Raw genomic sequence first — 14,164 nt, 5'->3', positions numbered from 1 at the left:
TCACCTCTTCTCCCGAATCATAAGGTCTAGCCCGAGGCTCTGTAATCCCCGTAAATAATCCCGCTTCCAGTCACTGGTCGTAAGTTCCGGAAGATGCTCTTCCGGTATGTAAGCGGCGCTCCTGCTTGCGATTCGATCAAGAAGTTGGCCGTTTGCTTCATCGTCGCAAAAAATAATCGCATGGGGATTTAGAATAGCGGTAAACGAAGCGACCAGCCTGCTAATGGCATCTATTTCCTTCTCGCCGTCGGATATTTCCCCCGGTCCCGCTTCCCGCTTCAAAGCCTGCAGGAAATTGCGGTTATCATACTGAGGTACGAAAGAAACTTCCCCGGAGAAGAACGTGCTTCCCCGCACAACGTCGCCATTGACCAGAATGCCGGCACCGGGCCCGTTTTGTCCGAAATACAGATAGATCATGGACGGGTTTTCCGTCTTGGCCGCGTTTAAACTATAGCCGAGAATCGCCGCATTCATATCGTTCTCAACCGCTACCGGGATGGAAAAACGCTCTTCAAAATCGCTCTTCAGATCAAAATGGTGAAACTGCTCGTACCCGGGAATATAGATGATGCGGCCATTATTGACCGCGCCGGGCACGCCGACCGCTATGGACCCGATTTGCGGGTACTTTGCAAGGATTTTGCCGATTTGATCCGATAAGCAGATAACAGGGTCCAGGAGCATGCCGGACGTTGTTCCTTGTTCTTTTATCTCGCCCGAAGCATTAAATATCGTGTAATTCGTTTCGGTTTTCTCCAGAAACAGAGCCAAACCAAGCAGATAATCCGGGTTATATACGTACCTGCTGGCTCTTCTTCCCCCGCTCGAACCATCGAGACCGGCTGAAAAAATTTCCCCGTCCTTCTCCATTTGCGTCAGAAACTTACTGACAGTCGGAAAACTGATGCCTAGTTTGCGACTAAGTTCAACCTTCGTTGCACTTCCCAGCTCCAGAAGAGCTGCGCGTATGCTGCTAAGGATCGCTTTCTTCATGCCGTCATTGGATGTAGGAGGCAGCTCACTCACCCTGTATCACACTCCTCGCTCACTTATTAAATACATTTAATAAGTCGTCATGATGGTAACAGAAATAGCCTCCTTAAGCAATGAAAAAGAAAAAACCGCCTGCAGGCGGTCAAAGCTTGTGCGGAAAACCTCTTTGACTCAGCCTGTCTAGAACAAGATGAATAGCCATGGCATCGTCCACGTAACCGATCGGAAACAGATAGTCGGGTATGATATCGGCAGACAAAATGAAGTACAACAAAGCGCTTCCGAGGATAGCCTGATCGGTTTCGGAGGAACTTTGTGCGCAGTAGAGCGTATACATTTCCTTCAATTGATCGATTAACGGCCCTACCCCGTTCACTTGTGCCAGCTTGGTATCGAACTCCCGGCAAATCAAGCGGTGTCCTTCTTCCGTCTGTGCATACAGTTCGTATTTGGCCAATTCCTGTTCGATGCGCCCCGTTGTGGCTTTTAAATCGGACACGCTAGAGTCCCCGAACAACTCCAGCAGCATACCCAGCGAATGATGGATATGAGAATGCCCGGTTTCTTTTCCAGGGTTCACGATATAACCGGAAGCTTCGATCAACCTATCCAGCGACAGATCCAGGTATTCGGAAAAAAGCTTAAGATGAATAAGCTTTGGCTCCTGTTTGCCGTTTACGATTCGCGAAATCGTAGCGGTGTCCATTCCGCAGAGACTGCTGAGCTTACGCATGGAAAGCGATTGCTTTTTCAATTGAACCTTAATTAGTTCCCCAATCGTGCTTTCTTTCGGCGGATCAAGGGCTTCCATCGGGCATCTCCTTTCTCGACCCTTTATGAACTAGTATATGAAAGACTATTGAATAATTTACCTTTTCTTTGTCCGTAAAGCGTGAAGTTTGTTGAGATTTTTGATTGGTACTGGCACTACTTTCTCAACGGAACATATTTTAAAAGCAAATACAACATAACGAGGTGTTGAGAAAATGGCGCTGCTGCTTATCTTAGGTTTTGCAATTTCATCTAGTCTCGATAATTTAGGTGTGGGTATTTCTTACGGGATTCGAAAAATCCGAATCGGAATTTTGTCCAACTTGATTGTTGCCGCTGTCTGCTTCTTGTTCAGCTATACGGGAATATGGTTTGGAAAATGGATTTCTTCCGTCCTGCCCGGCATGCTCCCCGTCCTTCTGAGCGCGTTTAGCCTGTTCTTCATCGGAATACGGATCATTTTGATGGCAACTCCGGGAAAGGAGTCCGAAATAGCTCCCTCTCAGTCAAAGAGTAACGGATTACGGTCGATTTTACGAAATCCCGAGCAGGTAGACCGGGACAATTCCAAGCATATCGGAATCGCCGAATCGTTTATTCTGGGGATCGCCCTTTCGGCCAATGCGCTGACCAATGGGTTAAGTGCGGGGCTGCTCGGCCTCTCTCCCTTTGCGATATCTCTTACGGCGGCTTTTGGAAGTTTTCTGACCGTATGGCTTGGAGTCTGGCTGGGCGGCAAAGTTGCCGACATCCGCATCGGTTCCTTTACGCTAGGCCAATTCGGCACCCTGGTTAGCGGCATGATGCTTCTCGTGATTGCCGCCAACAGCTTACTGTGAACGATGAGCAACTAAAAAGGATCAGAAGATGAATCCATTTCGACATTCAGGCCCGGACATGACTCGGGTCTCTTTTTTTCCCACCTGGTTGTATAAAAAATTGTGCGGCTTACTAAGTAACCAAGCTATCTATTCTCGCATTATCTATAGTATTTAGAGGAAAGCGAGGTGATTGATATGGCCCGCATAAGAAGAGATGTGGTAGAAATCAAGTTTAGACGCAGTGTCGTAACCGGACGAAGAATTATTATCGCCTTCCGTATAATCGGCAGCGCCAGACCATGCAACCGTTTCATATTCTTTGGCGGTCGTGTGCTCTTTGCTGAACGATGTCTTTTAAGCCACGGTTTCCGGCTTGTCTCATCCAGAAGGAATGTTCTGGTTTTTGAACGAAGAATCTAATTTCCATGAAGCGATAACCCGAAGGGGTTGCCGCTTCTTTTTTTTGAACCCGCAAAGCTCCTCCTAATCAAACCAGCGGACAAGAATACCCTTACGCAACGAGTAATTGCTTGCTTCTTTTTCAGATTCACTGGTCCGTAACCCTTGGGAACTTTGAGAATTCCTGCTATAATGCTCGTTATAGTCCCCCCTATAACAAAATAAGGTGAAATTACATGCTCTCATTTGCCCGATTGATTAAATGCAAGCCCCCTATCCCGTAATACCCGGAACGAATTGAGATTTTTCAATTTATAGGGGGCCTGAACTGTGGTAACAAAAAAAATCTCAACACCATCCATCCTGCTGTTTATTATTCTTGTGGGTTTTCCGCAAATTAGCGAAACGATATACACGCCTTCTTTACCGGACATCGCGGATCATCTCCAGGTCAGCCGGAATTTGATTCAACTGACGTTCAGTATCTACTTCCTGGGCTTCGCCCTTGGTGTTTTTTGCTGGGGAAGGCTCTCGGATTGTATCGGACGGCGTCCCGCGCAGCTTTGGGGGATCCTCGTTTATGGTCTCGGAAGCTTAGGATGTTATTTGTCCGGCACCGCCGAATGGCTGTTGGTAAGCCGGTTCGTTCAGGCTTTTGGAGCCAGCACCGGCTCGGTTGTCACGCAAACCATCCTGCGAGAAAGTATCGGAGGAGCCAAACGTCACGCCGTATTTGCCCAAATTTCCGCAGCGCTGGCCTTCACTCCGGCGATCGGCCCGTTAATTGGCGGGTGGGTAGATCAAGCGCTCGGTTTCAGAGCGGTTTTCCTCACCCTTGTTATCATGAGCGCGGCCGTTTTTGCCTATACGTTCGCTGCGCTCCCCGAAACGAAAGGAGCCGTAACAACTGACATTAAGATCCTGTCTGTGTTCCGGCGCATGATCGGCGATAGAAAGTTATGGGCATTCGGCTTTCTCATCGGGGCAACTAACGGTCTTTTGTTCAGCTACTATGCCGAGTCGCCGTTTATTTTTATGGGGTATTTTCAACTGACACCTGGCGAGTTCGGTATTTTCGGAATTCTTGTGGCGCTTTCTTCCATTCTCGGCGCCTTGTCCTCGAAAAAGCTGTTAACGAGATTCCCCGCTGAAACGATCATCGTCGCCGGCACGGTACTATCCGCTGTCGGAGCGGCCTGTATGACCGCCATCATATTGTATTGGGCTAGTCCCTCCGTAATCTTTCTAATCCTTCTGGCCATCTGTATCTTCATCTTCCTGTTGGGAATCGGGATGGCTATACCCAATTGTCTAAGCTTGGCTCTGGTTCGATACGGCGATGTACTCGGAACTGCGGGCGCCATCTTCGGCTTGGGCTATTATATCCTTGTCAGCTTGATCACGAGCGGCATGAGTTACCTTCACAATGATTCTTTGCTGGCCATGCCGCTTTATTTTCTCGCCTTATCGCTGATGATGGTATTCGTAAGTAAAAAGCTGCAGCTAACCGTAAAATAAAAGCGGCATATTCAGGTAAACGTTCTTCCCAGCAAAGCCGGTTTTCTGTATTCAGAAAATCGGCTTTTTTTATGTTTACAGAGTCTTATGTTTGCGATCCCGTAACTTTAATGATCCCGGCCGACTATATAAGTCAATAAATGCTTCAGGAAAGCGGTATTGCGGGGAATTTTCTTCAGCGTTTCCGCTGCCAGACAGTAGTGCTCCCACATCTCTTTGCCGGCGCCGTCCACTCCCAGGATCGTCACAAAAGTCGAGTTGTTGTTTTCGATATCTTTGCCGGCGGGTTTGCCTAGTACATCCAAATTTCCTTCCGCGTCGAGCAAATCGTCTTTGATCTGGAAGGCAATACCCGCATGATAGGCGAACTTTTTCAAAGCTTCGATCTCGGGAGCCGGGACTTCCGCAAGAATGGCCGGCATAACGAGAGCCGCCTCGAATGCGATGCCGGTCTTGTAAAAGCAGATCCGGTTCAACTGCTCCAGGGTCAATGCTTTTCCCCTGGCCTGCAGGTCCATCGCCTGTCCCATACACATTTCTTCGGTCTTTTCGGCCGAATAGCGGATAAGGGCAAGTACGGATTGGGCCGGAAAACGGTCCAGCGATGTCTGCTCTTGGGTGGCCTTCTGGATCAGGTACAGACCGGTCAGCTCGGCGGTGGCAATGTTGTGCACCTGATGCAGGGTCGGCCGTCCTCTCCTCGTGGAGGCATTATCCTGGGAAGGCAGATCGTCGAAGATCAGGGAGGCGGTGTGCATATATTCGAGCGATTTGAGAAGCGGAACGATCTCTTCCGCCTTCAAGCCGTATTCGTTTACCCCCATAACCCATGTCAAAATGGGCCGGATACGCTTTCCCGATCCTTCCAGACTGTAATTGGCGGCGTCAATGAGCGCTTCTTTCATCGCCGGCATTCCGTGAGGTTTCGAAATGTGCAGGAAGGCGTTGATCTGATCGCGGACAGTCCCGATCGTATCGGAGAAGGCCTCCTTTTCCTTCCGGTTATTTTGGAGAACGGTAACCACCTGATCCCGAAGCAGTTTATCGAAGAAATCGACATCGTCCGCTTTGCTTACCATGGTTTGGACGAGACGGTTGAATTCGGGGTCTCCCGACGCGAATATATTCATAATGTCGTTATACTTTTCGGCACCGAGACGTTCTTTACATCGTTTGAGGCCGTTGATCGCACGATCCAGGATGACCTCACGGGTCTTGGCATCGGAGCGGTACACGTTATGAATCAGATGGGATATAACCGTCCAGTACAATTCATAAGGATTGATCAGATCCGGCCGGCGATCCCGGTATTTTAAATAGTAGGTATAGGGGGTTACCGCACCGTCTTTCCTGTCATCGAACATATCCGCGAAATCATCGGCCAACTGATTGTAAATGCCGTAGTAAAACGTCCGGTTATCAAAGCCTTCGTCCGCATCCGCACTAAGTACGGAACGCACAATCAGCCGGGAAGAAGAGGATTTTAAAATGATGGGAACATAAAGCTCTTCATTCGTGTAAGACCCGCAGGACAGATCCTTTATACGGTCCAGCTCTTGGGAGTGGAAGAACACATACGATTGTTCGTAAAAGGTTCTTAGTGTTTCCGGCCGCTGATACGCCTGGATCGACTGAAAAGCATCCCGCAGCTCCGCATGTACGAATTCCAGCAAAGCCCTGTTATTCTCGGACCACTCGCCTAATTCAGGCACGGAACCCGTAAGGAGCGCGTTACGTATCATGCCGGTAAATTGTTCTTTCTCTAAGTCAGTTAAGATACCGGAATCGAGAAGATCGTCTATGAAAGGATAGGTCAGACCGTACGAATATCCGAGCCGGATGGCTTCATCCAATCTGCGGGACCGTTCATCCGGCGGCGTTTCATCCTCTATATCGTCGTCTACGTGCAGAATGACTCCGAGAATAATTTTGAGCAGTTTGCGCTGGGCTTGCTCGGCATTCATTTCTTTGGGGATACGGGAAGAAACGTTTTTGAGCTTGGTTATTAACCATATTGTGGCGGTTTCGATACCTTCCTTCTGGGCCCAGCGGTACAAGCCCGCCCAGCTTATATAATCCGGCTGATCGCCTCCGTCCGCTTTGCCGGAATCCAACAGCCGGTTTTTGATATCGCCGATCAGGCCCAGAACCTTCTTCTGTGTGGAGGGGGCATCCAGGGCTTGACCCAGATCCCGCAAATAAATGTACGAAATGCTCCGGTCCAGATAATCGTCCAACTTTCCCGTGTAGCGGAGCCATTGGATATATCGGGAATAATCCCGTGAATCGGGCCTTCTTTTTCTCCGGGATAAAACGGAAAATAGCGAAAAAGGCGGGATATGATCTTTTTTCCAAACGCGGATATCTTCAGTCAGGACCGGCACATAGCTCTTCTCCTTGATCTGTTCGTAAAGCGATGTGAAATACTGTGCGGCTCGCTGCTCAGCCAGCCGGTACCAGGTTTCGGTATGGTCTGTAAATGTCTGCTTCATAGGATGCACGACCTCGACTTCTATTTGGTTAAACCGTATGTGGCGGGAGAAACAACGGCCCCGCCGGACGGCAACCGATTTTGTTCTATTTATACGGGAAAGTATCGTTTGGGTTACGAAATCTTGTGCTCGTCCGTAAAAAAGATGCTTTGCAAATGTTTATGTGTATAAAGTATGAACCCTAGCTAGACTCGGGGCACCGGGTTCAGGATGACAAAACGTCAAACGACCGGGACTTGCTTTTCCCGCTCGACTGGAATTTATAGTATGCTAAACCGTAAGAGAGGAGATGGATTTATGGACAAACAACTGATCGTCGGAGACGCAGCACATGAACTGACCACTACGCGCCGCATCCTGGAACGATTACCCGAGGAGCATATGTCGTGGAAGCCCCATGAGAAATCGATGACGCTCGGCGGGCTGGCCACACACCTGATTAACCTGCTGAACTGGCAAATCCCGATTTTTCAATATCCGGAGTTTGATCTTTCGACCGTGCCGCTGCGGCGGGAGCCTTTGAGAAAACGCGCTGACATTCTGGAAGAGTTCGATGTGAACGTCGACAAATTACAAAAGCTGCTCACCGAATGCGACGAGAGAACGCTCGGCGAGGAATGGACGCTGCGCAACGGCAACCATGTCATCCTCCGCGAGCCGCGGGCGATCGCGCTCCGCTCCTTCGGATTAAGTCACATGATCCACCACCGGGCACAGCTCGGAGTATTCTTGCGGCTTCTCGATATTCCGGTACCGGGCTTCTACGGTCCGTCGGCCGATGATGAAGCCCGGTAATTAAGTTTCTCGATCCGATAGGCGGGACTCCTTATGCAGCGGCACGCCCACTAAATTGACACGTAAACTTTTGAGTTCTAAAATATAATTAACCGATACGCACTACGAGAGGAGGCAGCCGGTTCGGCCCGCCGACAGAGGGCTCGGACCGGCGTTCATATGCGAATTGCCGAAGGTATTGAGATGTTGGAACTGCAATTAGGACCGATGACGATTCATCCGGTAATCGTGTTCGATAAGGATTCCTGGACGCTGATCGACACAGGCATGCCGGGGTCCGCTCCGGCGATTCTGCAGCTGGCGAAACAAGCGGGCACCGAAGATCTGCCGCTTCGCTCCATTGTTCTGACGCACCAGGACATCGACCACATCGGGGGACTGCCCGGCATCCTGGAGGCCACCGGCGGCTCGGCGACCGTCCTCGCCCACCCCGGCGACGAAGGCGCCGTTAACGGTACACAGCCGATGCTCAAAATGACGCCCGTGCGGCTGACCGGGTTCCTCGAGCAGATGCCCGCAGACGTCCGGGAGCAGTTCGAGCGGACGTTCCTGAATCCGCCCGGGCCGAACGTGGACCGGACATTTGCCGACGGAGAGACACTGCCTTATGGCGGAGGATTAACCGTTATCCATACACCGGGGCACACGCCCGGCCATGTCAGCCTGTATCATGGACCGAGCAAGACGCTGATTGCCGGGGACGCCATGCTCGCCAAGAACGGTGAATTAACAGGACCTAATCCTGCGAATACGCCTGACATGGGACAAGCGCTGGAGTCACTGAAGAAGTTCGCGGCTTTCGATATTGATCGGGCCGTCTGTTACCACGGCGGTCTCGTTCAGGGCGGTGTTAAGGAAAACATCGCCAGAGTGGCTGAACAGGCATAGACGTTTAAGCGGGCATCCCGACGGCGGGGTTCAAGGGGCGGGAACTTGTCACGAAGCACGGCTTCTTCCCCTAGATTTCCGGACGAGAGTCCGCCTTACTACGGTTAGCAATCAACTGATTTCACGAAAAAAGCAGGGATTAACTTAGCGTTTGCTAAATTACTCCCTGCTTTTTTTATTTACAGAAAAAGTACTTTAAAGTGTGCTTGAAGCTTGGACAACCAGAGGAACCAGAAGCCCGGAATCAAACGTCTCCCCTTTACGCAGCTTCAACGTTTTTCTTTCCGGAGGACCGTCAAACATTCCTTCGGGCAGCCGGAGATCGGCGGCGTTAAAGATCGTAAAGCTCACCGCATCTTTGGAGGTGGAAATGACTGCGGCGTATTTTCCGTTTTTCAGAAAATGCGGCTTCTTGTACTGGATCCGTTCCGCCACATCGGGGATAGCCTGGCGAACGACCTCACGCAGCCCGGCGGACAGTTCTTTCTGCCATTGTTCCTTCAACGCTTCAATAAAATCGGTTACTTCCTGGTTCATGGTATTCTTCTCCTTTAGGTATGTTTCAGCATATCGAGCTGATTTTTCAAATCGGCTTCCAAGGCCCGATTCACCGGTTCTTTTGCCCGATTGAATGGCTCAGTGAGCTCTCGGACTTCAATCCCGAAAGTCCCGAGTCCAGGCGGAACCGGCATCTGTCGCGCCCAGTTCACGGCCTCCTGTTCGGAATTCACCTCAATGAGTGTGTAGCCCGCCAAAAGCCCTTGCCCGGTTTGAAAAGGCCCCGCTTCGAATTCAGGTTCCTCTCCCTTCGGAGAATAGCCTATCCGGATTCCGCTCGAGCTTGGCTGCAGCTCTTCCGCGGCAAGCAGCACACCGGCATCGGCCAATGACTTGCGGTACGCAGCCACCGCTTCCGCGTATTCCCGGCCGGGTTTTACACCTGCCTCCGAATAACTTGTCGCTTTTACAATCAGCATAAATCGCATCCCCGTCTCCTCCTCGCGGGAAGAATACTTGCGGCAGTTCCTCCGCAGCTCCTCCCCTTATTAGGACAACGAACGAGAAGCCTTGCAATCGACAAGCCGGCACAAAATTATTCCGCGGCATCCGTCCTGCACTCAGCGGCCCGGTTCAGCAAGAGATCCCGTTCCCGGGCATTGCGCGTCATGGAAGCCGCCCGCTCGAATTCCGCACGGGCTTCTTCCAGCCGTCCGAGCTTCACCAGAAGGTCGCCGCGGACGCTCGGCAGCAAATGATATCCCTCCAGAGCAGGCTCACCGCTCAGTTCGTCCACCATCTGCAGCCCGAAGGCCGGACCGAACGCCATAGCGATGGCGACGGCCCGGTTCAGCTCGACAATCGGCGACGGCGCGGCTCTTGACAGCGCTTCGTAAAACGCCGCGATCCGGATCCAGTCGGTCTCGGCCGGGCTAATCGCCTCCGCATGGCAGGCGGAGATGGCAGCCTGCAGCGCATAAGGACCGAGCGGGCGTCCAAGCTTCCGGCTGCGTTCGAGTGCCGCCAACCCCCGCCGTATCAGCAGGCGGTCCCACTGCGCCCGGTTCTGGTCCATCAAGAGGACGGGTTCGCCCGCCGCGCCAATCCGCGTTCGAAACCGCGAGGATTGAATCTCCATCAGGGCGACCAGTCCATGGACCTCCCCTTCCCCAGGAGCGATCTCGGCCAGCACGCGTCCGAGCCTCAACGCCTCCCGGCACAGCAGCGGCCGGATCCAGTCCTCCCCCGACGTTGCGGAGTAGCCTTCATTAAACATAAGGTAAATCACCTCGAGTACGGCCGACAAACGTTCCTTGAGCGCTTCTCCGGCCGGCACTTCAAAAGGTATTTTCTTCGCGCTTAACGTTTTTTTGGCCCGCACGATCCGCTGGGCAACCGTTGACTCCGCAGACAGGAAAGAACGGGCGATTTCATCCGTGGTAAGCCCGCATAGCAGGCGGAGCGTCAGCGCGACTCGGGCTTCCTGCGACAGCACCGGATGGCAGGTCATAAAGATCAGACGGAGGAGATCGTCGCCGATCTCCCCGTCCAGTGCGGAATTGAGGTCTTCCTCCGTATACAGATCCATGCTTTGGGCCATTTCGGCGTATTTACGGTCTTGCACCTTCGTTCTTCGCAGGAGGTCAATCGCACGCCGCTTCGCCGTCGTCATCAGCCAGGCCCCGGGATTGTCCGGAATACCGGAAAGGGGCCATTTCTCCAGCGCGATTACGAGAGCGTCCTGGGCAAGATCCTCTGCGAGTCCTACGTCCCTCACCATACGCGTCAGTCCCGCGATAAGTTTGGGCGATTCGATACGCCATATCGCATCGATCGTCCGGTGTGCTGAAGACTGCGTCACGCTTTCTTCTGCTCCTCGACCTGCCTGCGGAGCGATTTTTCCTTCTCGGCCGTCTCGGGATTACTCATCAGATCTTCCACCTCAAACACCTGTCTCAGCTCGATCTCGCCTTGTCCGTATCCGTGCGGATCCGGCATACGCATAGCCCACTCGATAGCTTCTTCTCTCGTTTTGACTTCAATAAGCGTGTAGCCCGCAATCATCTCTTTCGCCTCGGTGAACGGTCCGTCCACCACCTTCGGTTTGCCTCCGGGTTCCGGATAGGAAATCCGGATTCCGCTCGAGCTTGGCTGCAGGCCGTCGGCGGCCAGCAGAACGCCCGCTTTTACCAATTCTTCGTTATACTTCTGCATCGCCTCGATAAGCTCTTGGCTGGGCATAGCCCCCGCCTCGGAATCCGTCGTCGCTTTAACAATCATCATAAATCTCATCGGTTAATTCCTCCTCTTTTTCGTGTACCTTCACTTATACGACGAACCGGGATTAACGGAATCGACAGTGGATACCATTTTCCCGTTTCGATTTCCTACGTTAACTTTGGTTACTAGCTTTCGGCGGAAGCAAGTCTGGTTCCTGCTATTCGGAAATATAGGTCCCATTCCGTACACTCCCATCCCCCACTTACCTGCCAGCTCTAAATCGAACTTCACTGTTTTCCTGTAAAAAACGCCGAAAGTTCCGCTGAAATTAATTTGGCGGGGAGTTTTTTCGTATGGCCGAGTCCTTTCTTGCTGAGCAGCCGAGCATTGGGAAGGGCATGAGCGAGCGCTTGCGCGCCATGACGCAGACCCGCCGGACTTTCCGTGCCTTCAAGCACAAGAACTGGCAGCGTGACGGAGCGCCATAATTCGGCCGGCAATGGCGTTCCTTCCATATAGCCATCGAGCAGGGCGGCATCGTATGGGAGCGTATGGGCAACGGCCATCAGGTTTGACCAGACACCCGGCATCAGCTTCAACATGCCGACCACGAACGAAGGCGCTCCCATGCCTTGGGTCATAAAATATTTGATGGCCTCGGCACGACGGCCGGCGGCAATGAGCTCGCTTACATGCGCCGTAAAATTGTGCGGCGGCTTCCGGTCGGCCGGATCGACCACAAACGGGGGTTCATGCAAAGCTAATTTGGCGATGCCCGCCCCGCTCACCGCCGCCTGCAGGGCCAGGACCGCTCCAGAAGACAATCCCCAGACGAAAGCGGAGCCGCCGGCTTCGCCAATAACGGCTTGCAGATCCTCGATTTCGCGTTCGATGGCATAGGGCTGTTTGTCTCCGCTGTCCCCTCTTCCCCGCCGGTCGTAGTTGTACACCGTGAATTGCCCGGCCAGCAGCTCGGCCAGCTGCACCTGCCCCGGAAATTTGCGGTAGCTGAACGCTCCCGTCACCAGAATAAGCGCCGGGCCTTGCCCTGTCTTGTCGTAAGCGATTTTTGTGCCGTCTTTTGAAATTACCGAGTCCATCATAAATGTCTCCTTTTCTGCTGAACGGATTATTTAGCTATCTTAAAACGGAACGCTGTTTTTGGAAAGTACTGGACCATGCAGGCGGCGTCTTTCCTCCATGCCTGTCTTCGGCCGCTTCTTTCTCCAGCGCTTTCTTTTCGGCTTTCTCTGAATTAGGAGCATTCCGAAATAAATGCTTCAACGGCCGCCTTCTATCAAGACGACGAAGAACAAACGGCAAAATCGACACCCCTGCCCGAAAAAAAATTTATTTTTACTTTTTACAGTCCGCATCTCCGCAACAAAAAAGAAAGCCTCCCCGGCTTTCTTTCAAGTTCGTTTATTTTACCCCCAATCGTTTCTTAGTCAGACGGCATCCGCTTTCCGCTGGGGATCGTAGTAGCTGGCAGGGAGCATTTTAAACACGCGTATATATAGGAGAGAACTGAGGATGGTAACCAGAAAAATAAACCCGAATACCGCTAGCGGAGGAAACCAGGTAGAGAGCAAAACCGTAACGGGCGCAATCAGCCTGCCGACCGAAAACTGAAGACCGGATGCCCCCATATACTGGCCTCTGGCATGGTCGGGCGCGTATTTGCTGATGAAACTTTCGGTAACCGGGCTTCGTGAAATTTCTCCTACCGTGAAAATAACCGTGAAAATCAGCAGCAGCCATATCTGTGTCGTGAACCCGAACATAAACATTCCCGCTCCGAACAGCAGCGAAGACAGGATGAGCACGTTGCGTTCCGGCCATTCTTCAAACCATTTCGTTACCGGCATGACACCCAGAACGAACAATAGGCCGTTCAGACCGAGTATCAGACCGAATGCCTGCGAACTGCTGAGGGAAAAGGTCCAATCCCCGATGGTCAGCAGCTTCTGCGCCGGCACATACTCGGTCACGTACACCGCCAGGTACATATCGAGCTGCATAAAGGCGATCGTAACCAGAACGCCTGCGGCTATATAGAGAGCAAATACTTTATCCCGGAAAATGACGCCGTAGCTGCTCACCTGCTCCTTCAAAATTCCGGACAGCCTCATGCCTTGCCGGGCTGCTCCGGCCGCCGCCGGCAGCGTCTCCTTGATCATCAGCAGGATGGCCAGCGAATACAGCAGCGTGACAGCCGTGCAGGTCCAGAGCAGCTCTTGCCGGTACTGGAAAAAGAAGACCGAACCGAGCGCGGGTCCGAACACGGCCCCGATGTTCCTTCCGGTCACAAAAGTGGCATAGACCATCCGCCGGTCTTGTAACGGCGTCACATCCGCCACCATAGCCGAACTGGCCGGCATATAGATGGCTCCCCCGAGGCCGATGCCGATGTAAGCGAGATAGTCCAGCCAGTGCGATGGAGATAACGCAAACACGGCAAACATCGAAGCTTGCATAAACGCGCCCAGCAGCATGGCCGGCCGCCTGCCCAGGCGGTCCGACAGAAAACCGCCGAACAAGCCGCCAGCCAGGCTGAATATAGGCGGTACAGCCATCAGCACGCTGGCAACGGATTTGCCGAACGCTTCGCTGAAAAACAAGGTAATGAAAGGGAAATACATCCAAAAAAGCAGATTAAACACGGTATCGCCTGTTAATCTGATTTTCAGATTCAGATCCCATTTGAGCCAATTCATGTGGAATAATCCTCCTGATTCTTACTGGATAGGAGCTAAATTACCATGA

General features: G+C 52.2%; 13 protein-coding genes. 4 read left to right on the top strand and 9 right to left on the bottom strand.

What is annotated here, in order from left to right; translation table 11 throughout:
• Positions 1–996, bottom strand: a complete 996-nt coding sequence (locus ACI48J_RS12440; RefSeq protein WP_405083216.1) for an ROK family protein — start codon at positions 994–996, stop codon at positions 1–3.
• A 142-nt stretch (positions 997–1,138) separates the two neighbouring features.
• Positions 1,139–1,807 carry a helix-turn-helix domain-containing protein gene (locus ACI48J_RS12435; RefSeq protein ID WP_405082993.1) on the bottom strand — a complete coding sequence of 223 codons (669 nt, stop codon included), beginning with the start codon at positions 1,805–1,807 and terminating at the stop codon, positions 1,139–1,141.
• A gap of 175 nt (positions 1,808–1,982) precedes the next feature.
• Here ACI48J_RS12435 and ytaF point away from each other — a divergent pair, with 175 nt between their 5' ends.
• Both ytaF and ACI48J_RS12425 read left to right on the top strand, forming a co-directional pair.
• Positions 1,983–2,606: a sporulation membrane protein YtaF gene (gene ytaF, locus ACI48J_RS12430; RefSeq protein ID WP_405082992.1), complete on the top strand. Its 624-nt coding sequence runs from the start codon at positions 1,983–1,985 to the stop codon at positions 2,604–2,606.
• Positions 2,607–3,317: 711 nt separating this feature from the next.
• On the top strand, positions 3,318–4,505 hold the full coding sequence (locus tag ACI48J_RS12425; RefSeq protein WP_405082991.1) for a multidrug effflux MFS transporter: 1,188 nt from the start codon (positions 3,318–3,320) through the stop codon (positions 4,503–4,505).
• A gap of 107 nt (positions 4,506–4,612) precedes the next feature.
• On the opposite strand, the gene ACI48J_RS12420 is transcribed toward ACI48J_RS12425, so the two are convergent.
• Positions 4,613–6,997 carry a polyprenyl synthetase family protein gene (locus tag ACI48J_RS12420; protein WP_405082990.1) on the bottom strand — a complete coding sequence of 795 codons (2,385 nt, stop codon included), beginning with the start codon at positions 6,995–6,997 and terminating at the stop codon, positions 4,613–4,615.
• A 297-nt stretch (positions 6,998–7,294) separates the two neighbouring features.
• Between ACI48J_RS12420 and ACI48J_RS12415 the strand changes: the two genes are divergently transcribed.
• Complete coding sequence (locus ACI48J_RS12415; RefSeq protein ID WP_405082989.1) at positions 7,295–7,792, top strand: DinB family protein; 498 nt, start codon at positions 7,295–7,297, stop codon at positions 7,790–7,792.
• Positions 7,793–7,975: 183 nt separating this feature from the next.
• Complete coding sequence (locus tag ACI48J_RS12410; RefSeq protein WP_405082988.1) at positions 7,976–8,680, top strand: MBL fold metallo-hydrolase; 705 nt, start codon at positions 7,976–7,978, stop codon at positions 8,678–8,680.
• A gap of 195 nt (positions 8,681–8,875) precedes the next feature.
• Here the strand turns inward: ACI48J_RS12410 and ACI48J_RS12405 are convergent, their stop codons facing one another.
• The 6 genes from ACI48J_RS12405 to ACI48J_RS12380 form a co-directional block, all read right to left on the bottom strand.
• Positions 8,876–9,217: a DUF1801 domain-containing protein gene (locus ACI48J_RS12405; protein WP_405082987.1), complete on the bottom strand. Its 342-nt coding sequence runs from the start codon at positions 9,215–9,217 to the stop codon at positions 8,876–8,878.
• Positions 9,218–9,231: 14 nt separating this feature from the next.
• Complete coding sequence (locus ACI48J_RS12400) at positions 9,232–9,666, bottom strand: YciI family protein (protein WP_405082986.1); 435 nt, start codon at positions 9,664–9,666, stop codon at positions 9,232–9,234.
• Positions 9,667–9,773: 107 nt separating this feature from the next.
• Entirely contained in the window at positions 9,774–11,039 is a 1,266-nt protein-coding gene (locus ACI48J_RS12395; RefSeq protein ID WP_405082985.1) for an RNA polymerase sigma factor, read from the bottom strand.
• Positions 11,036–11,470, bottom strand: a complete 435-nt coding sequence (locus ACI48J_RS12390; RefSeq protein WP_009676473.1) for a YciI family protein — start codon at positions 11,468–11,470, stop codon at positions 11,036–11,038. Before ACI48J_RS12390 ends, ACI48J_RS12395 begins: the two co-directional genes overlap by 4 nt.
• Positions 11,471–11,685: 215 nt before the next feature.
• The gene (locus tag ACI48J_RS12385; protein WP_405083215.1) at positions 11,686–12,498 is read right to left on the bottom strand and encodes an alpha/beta fold hydrolase; all 813 of its coding nucleotides are present in this window, start codon (positions 12,496–12,498) and stop codon (positions 11,686–11,688) included.
• Between the two features lie 348 nt (positions 12,499–12,846).
• The gene (locus ACI48J_RS12380; RefSeq protein ID WP_405082984.1) at positions 12,847–14,115 is read right to left on the bottom strand and encodes an MDR family MFS transporter; all 1,269 of its coding nucleotides are present in this window, start codon (positions 14,113–14,115) and stop codon (positions 12,847–12,849) included.
• Between the last annotated feature and the right edge of the window lie 49 nt (positions 14,116–14,164).

Source organism: Paenibacillus chitinolyticus, assembly GCF_045038035.1.
GTDB classification, from domain to species: Bacteria; Bacillota; Bacilli; order Paenibacillales; family NBRC-103111; genus Paenibacillus_F; species Paenibacillus_F chitinolyticus_A.
The sequence above is the reverse complement of the archived record's forward strand: the minus strand, read 5'-3'. Positions and strand labels throughout refer to the sequence as shown.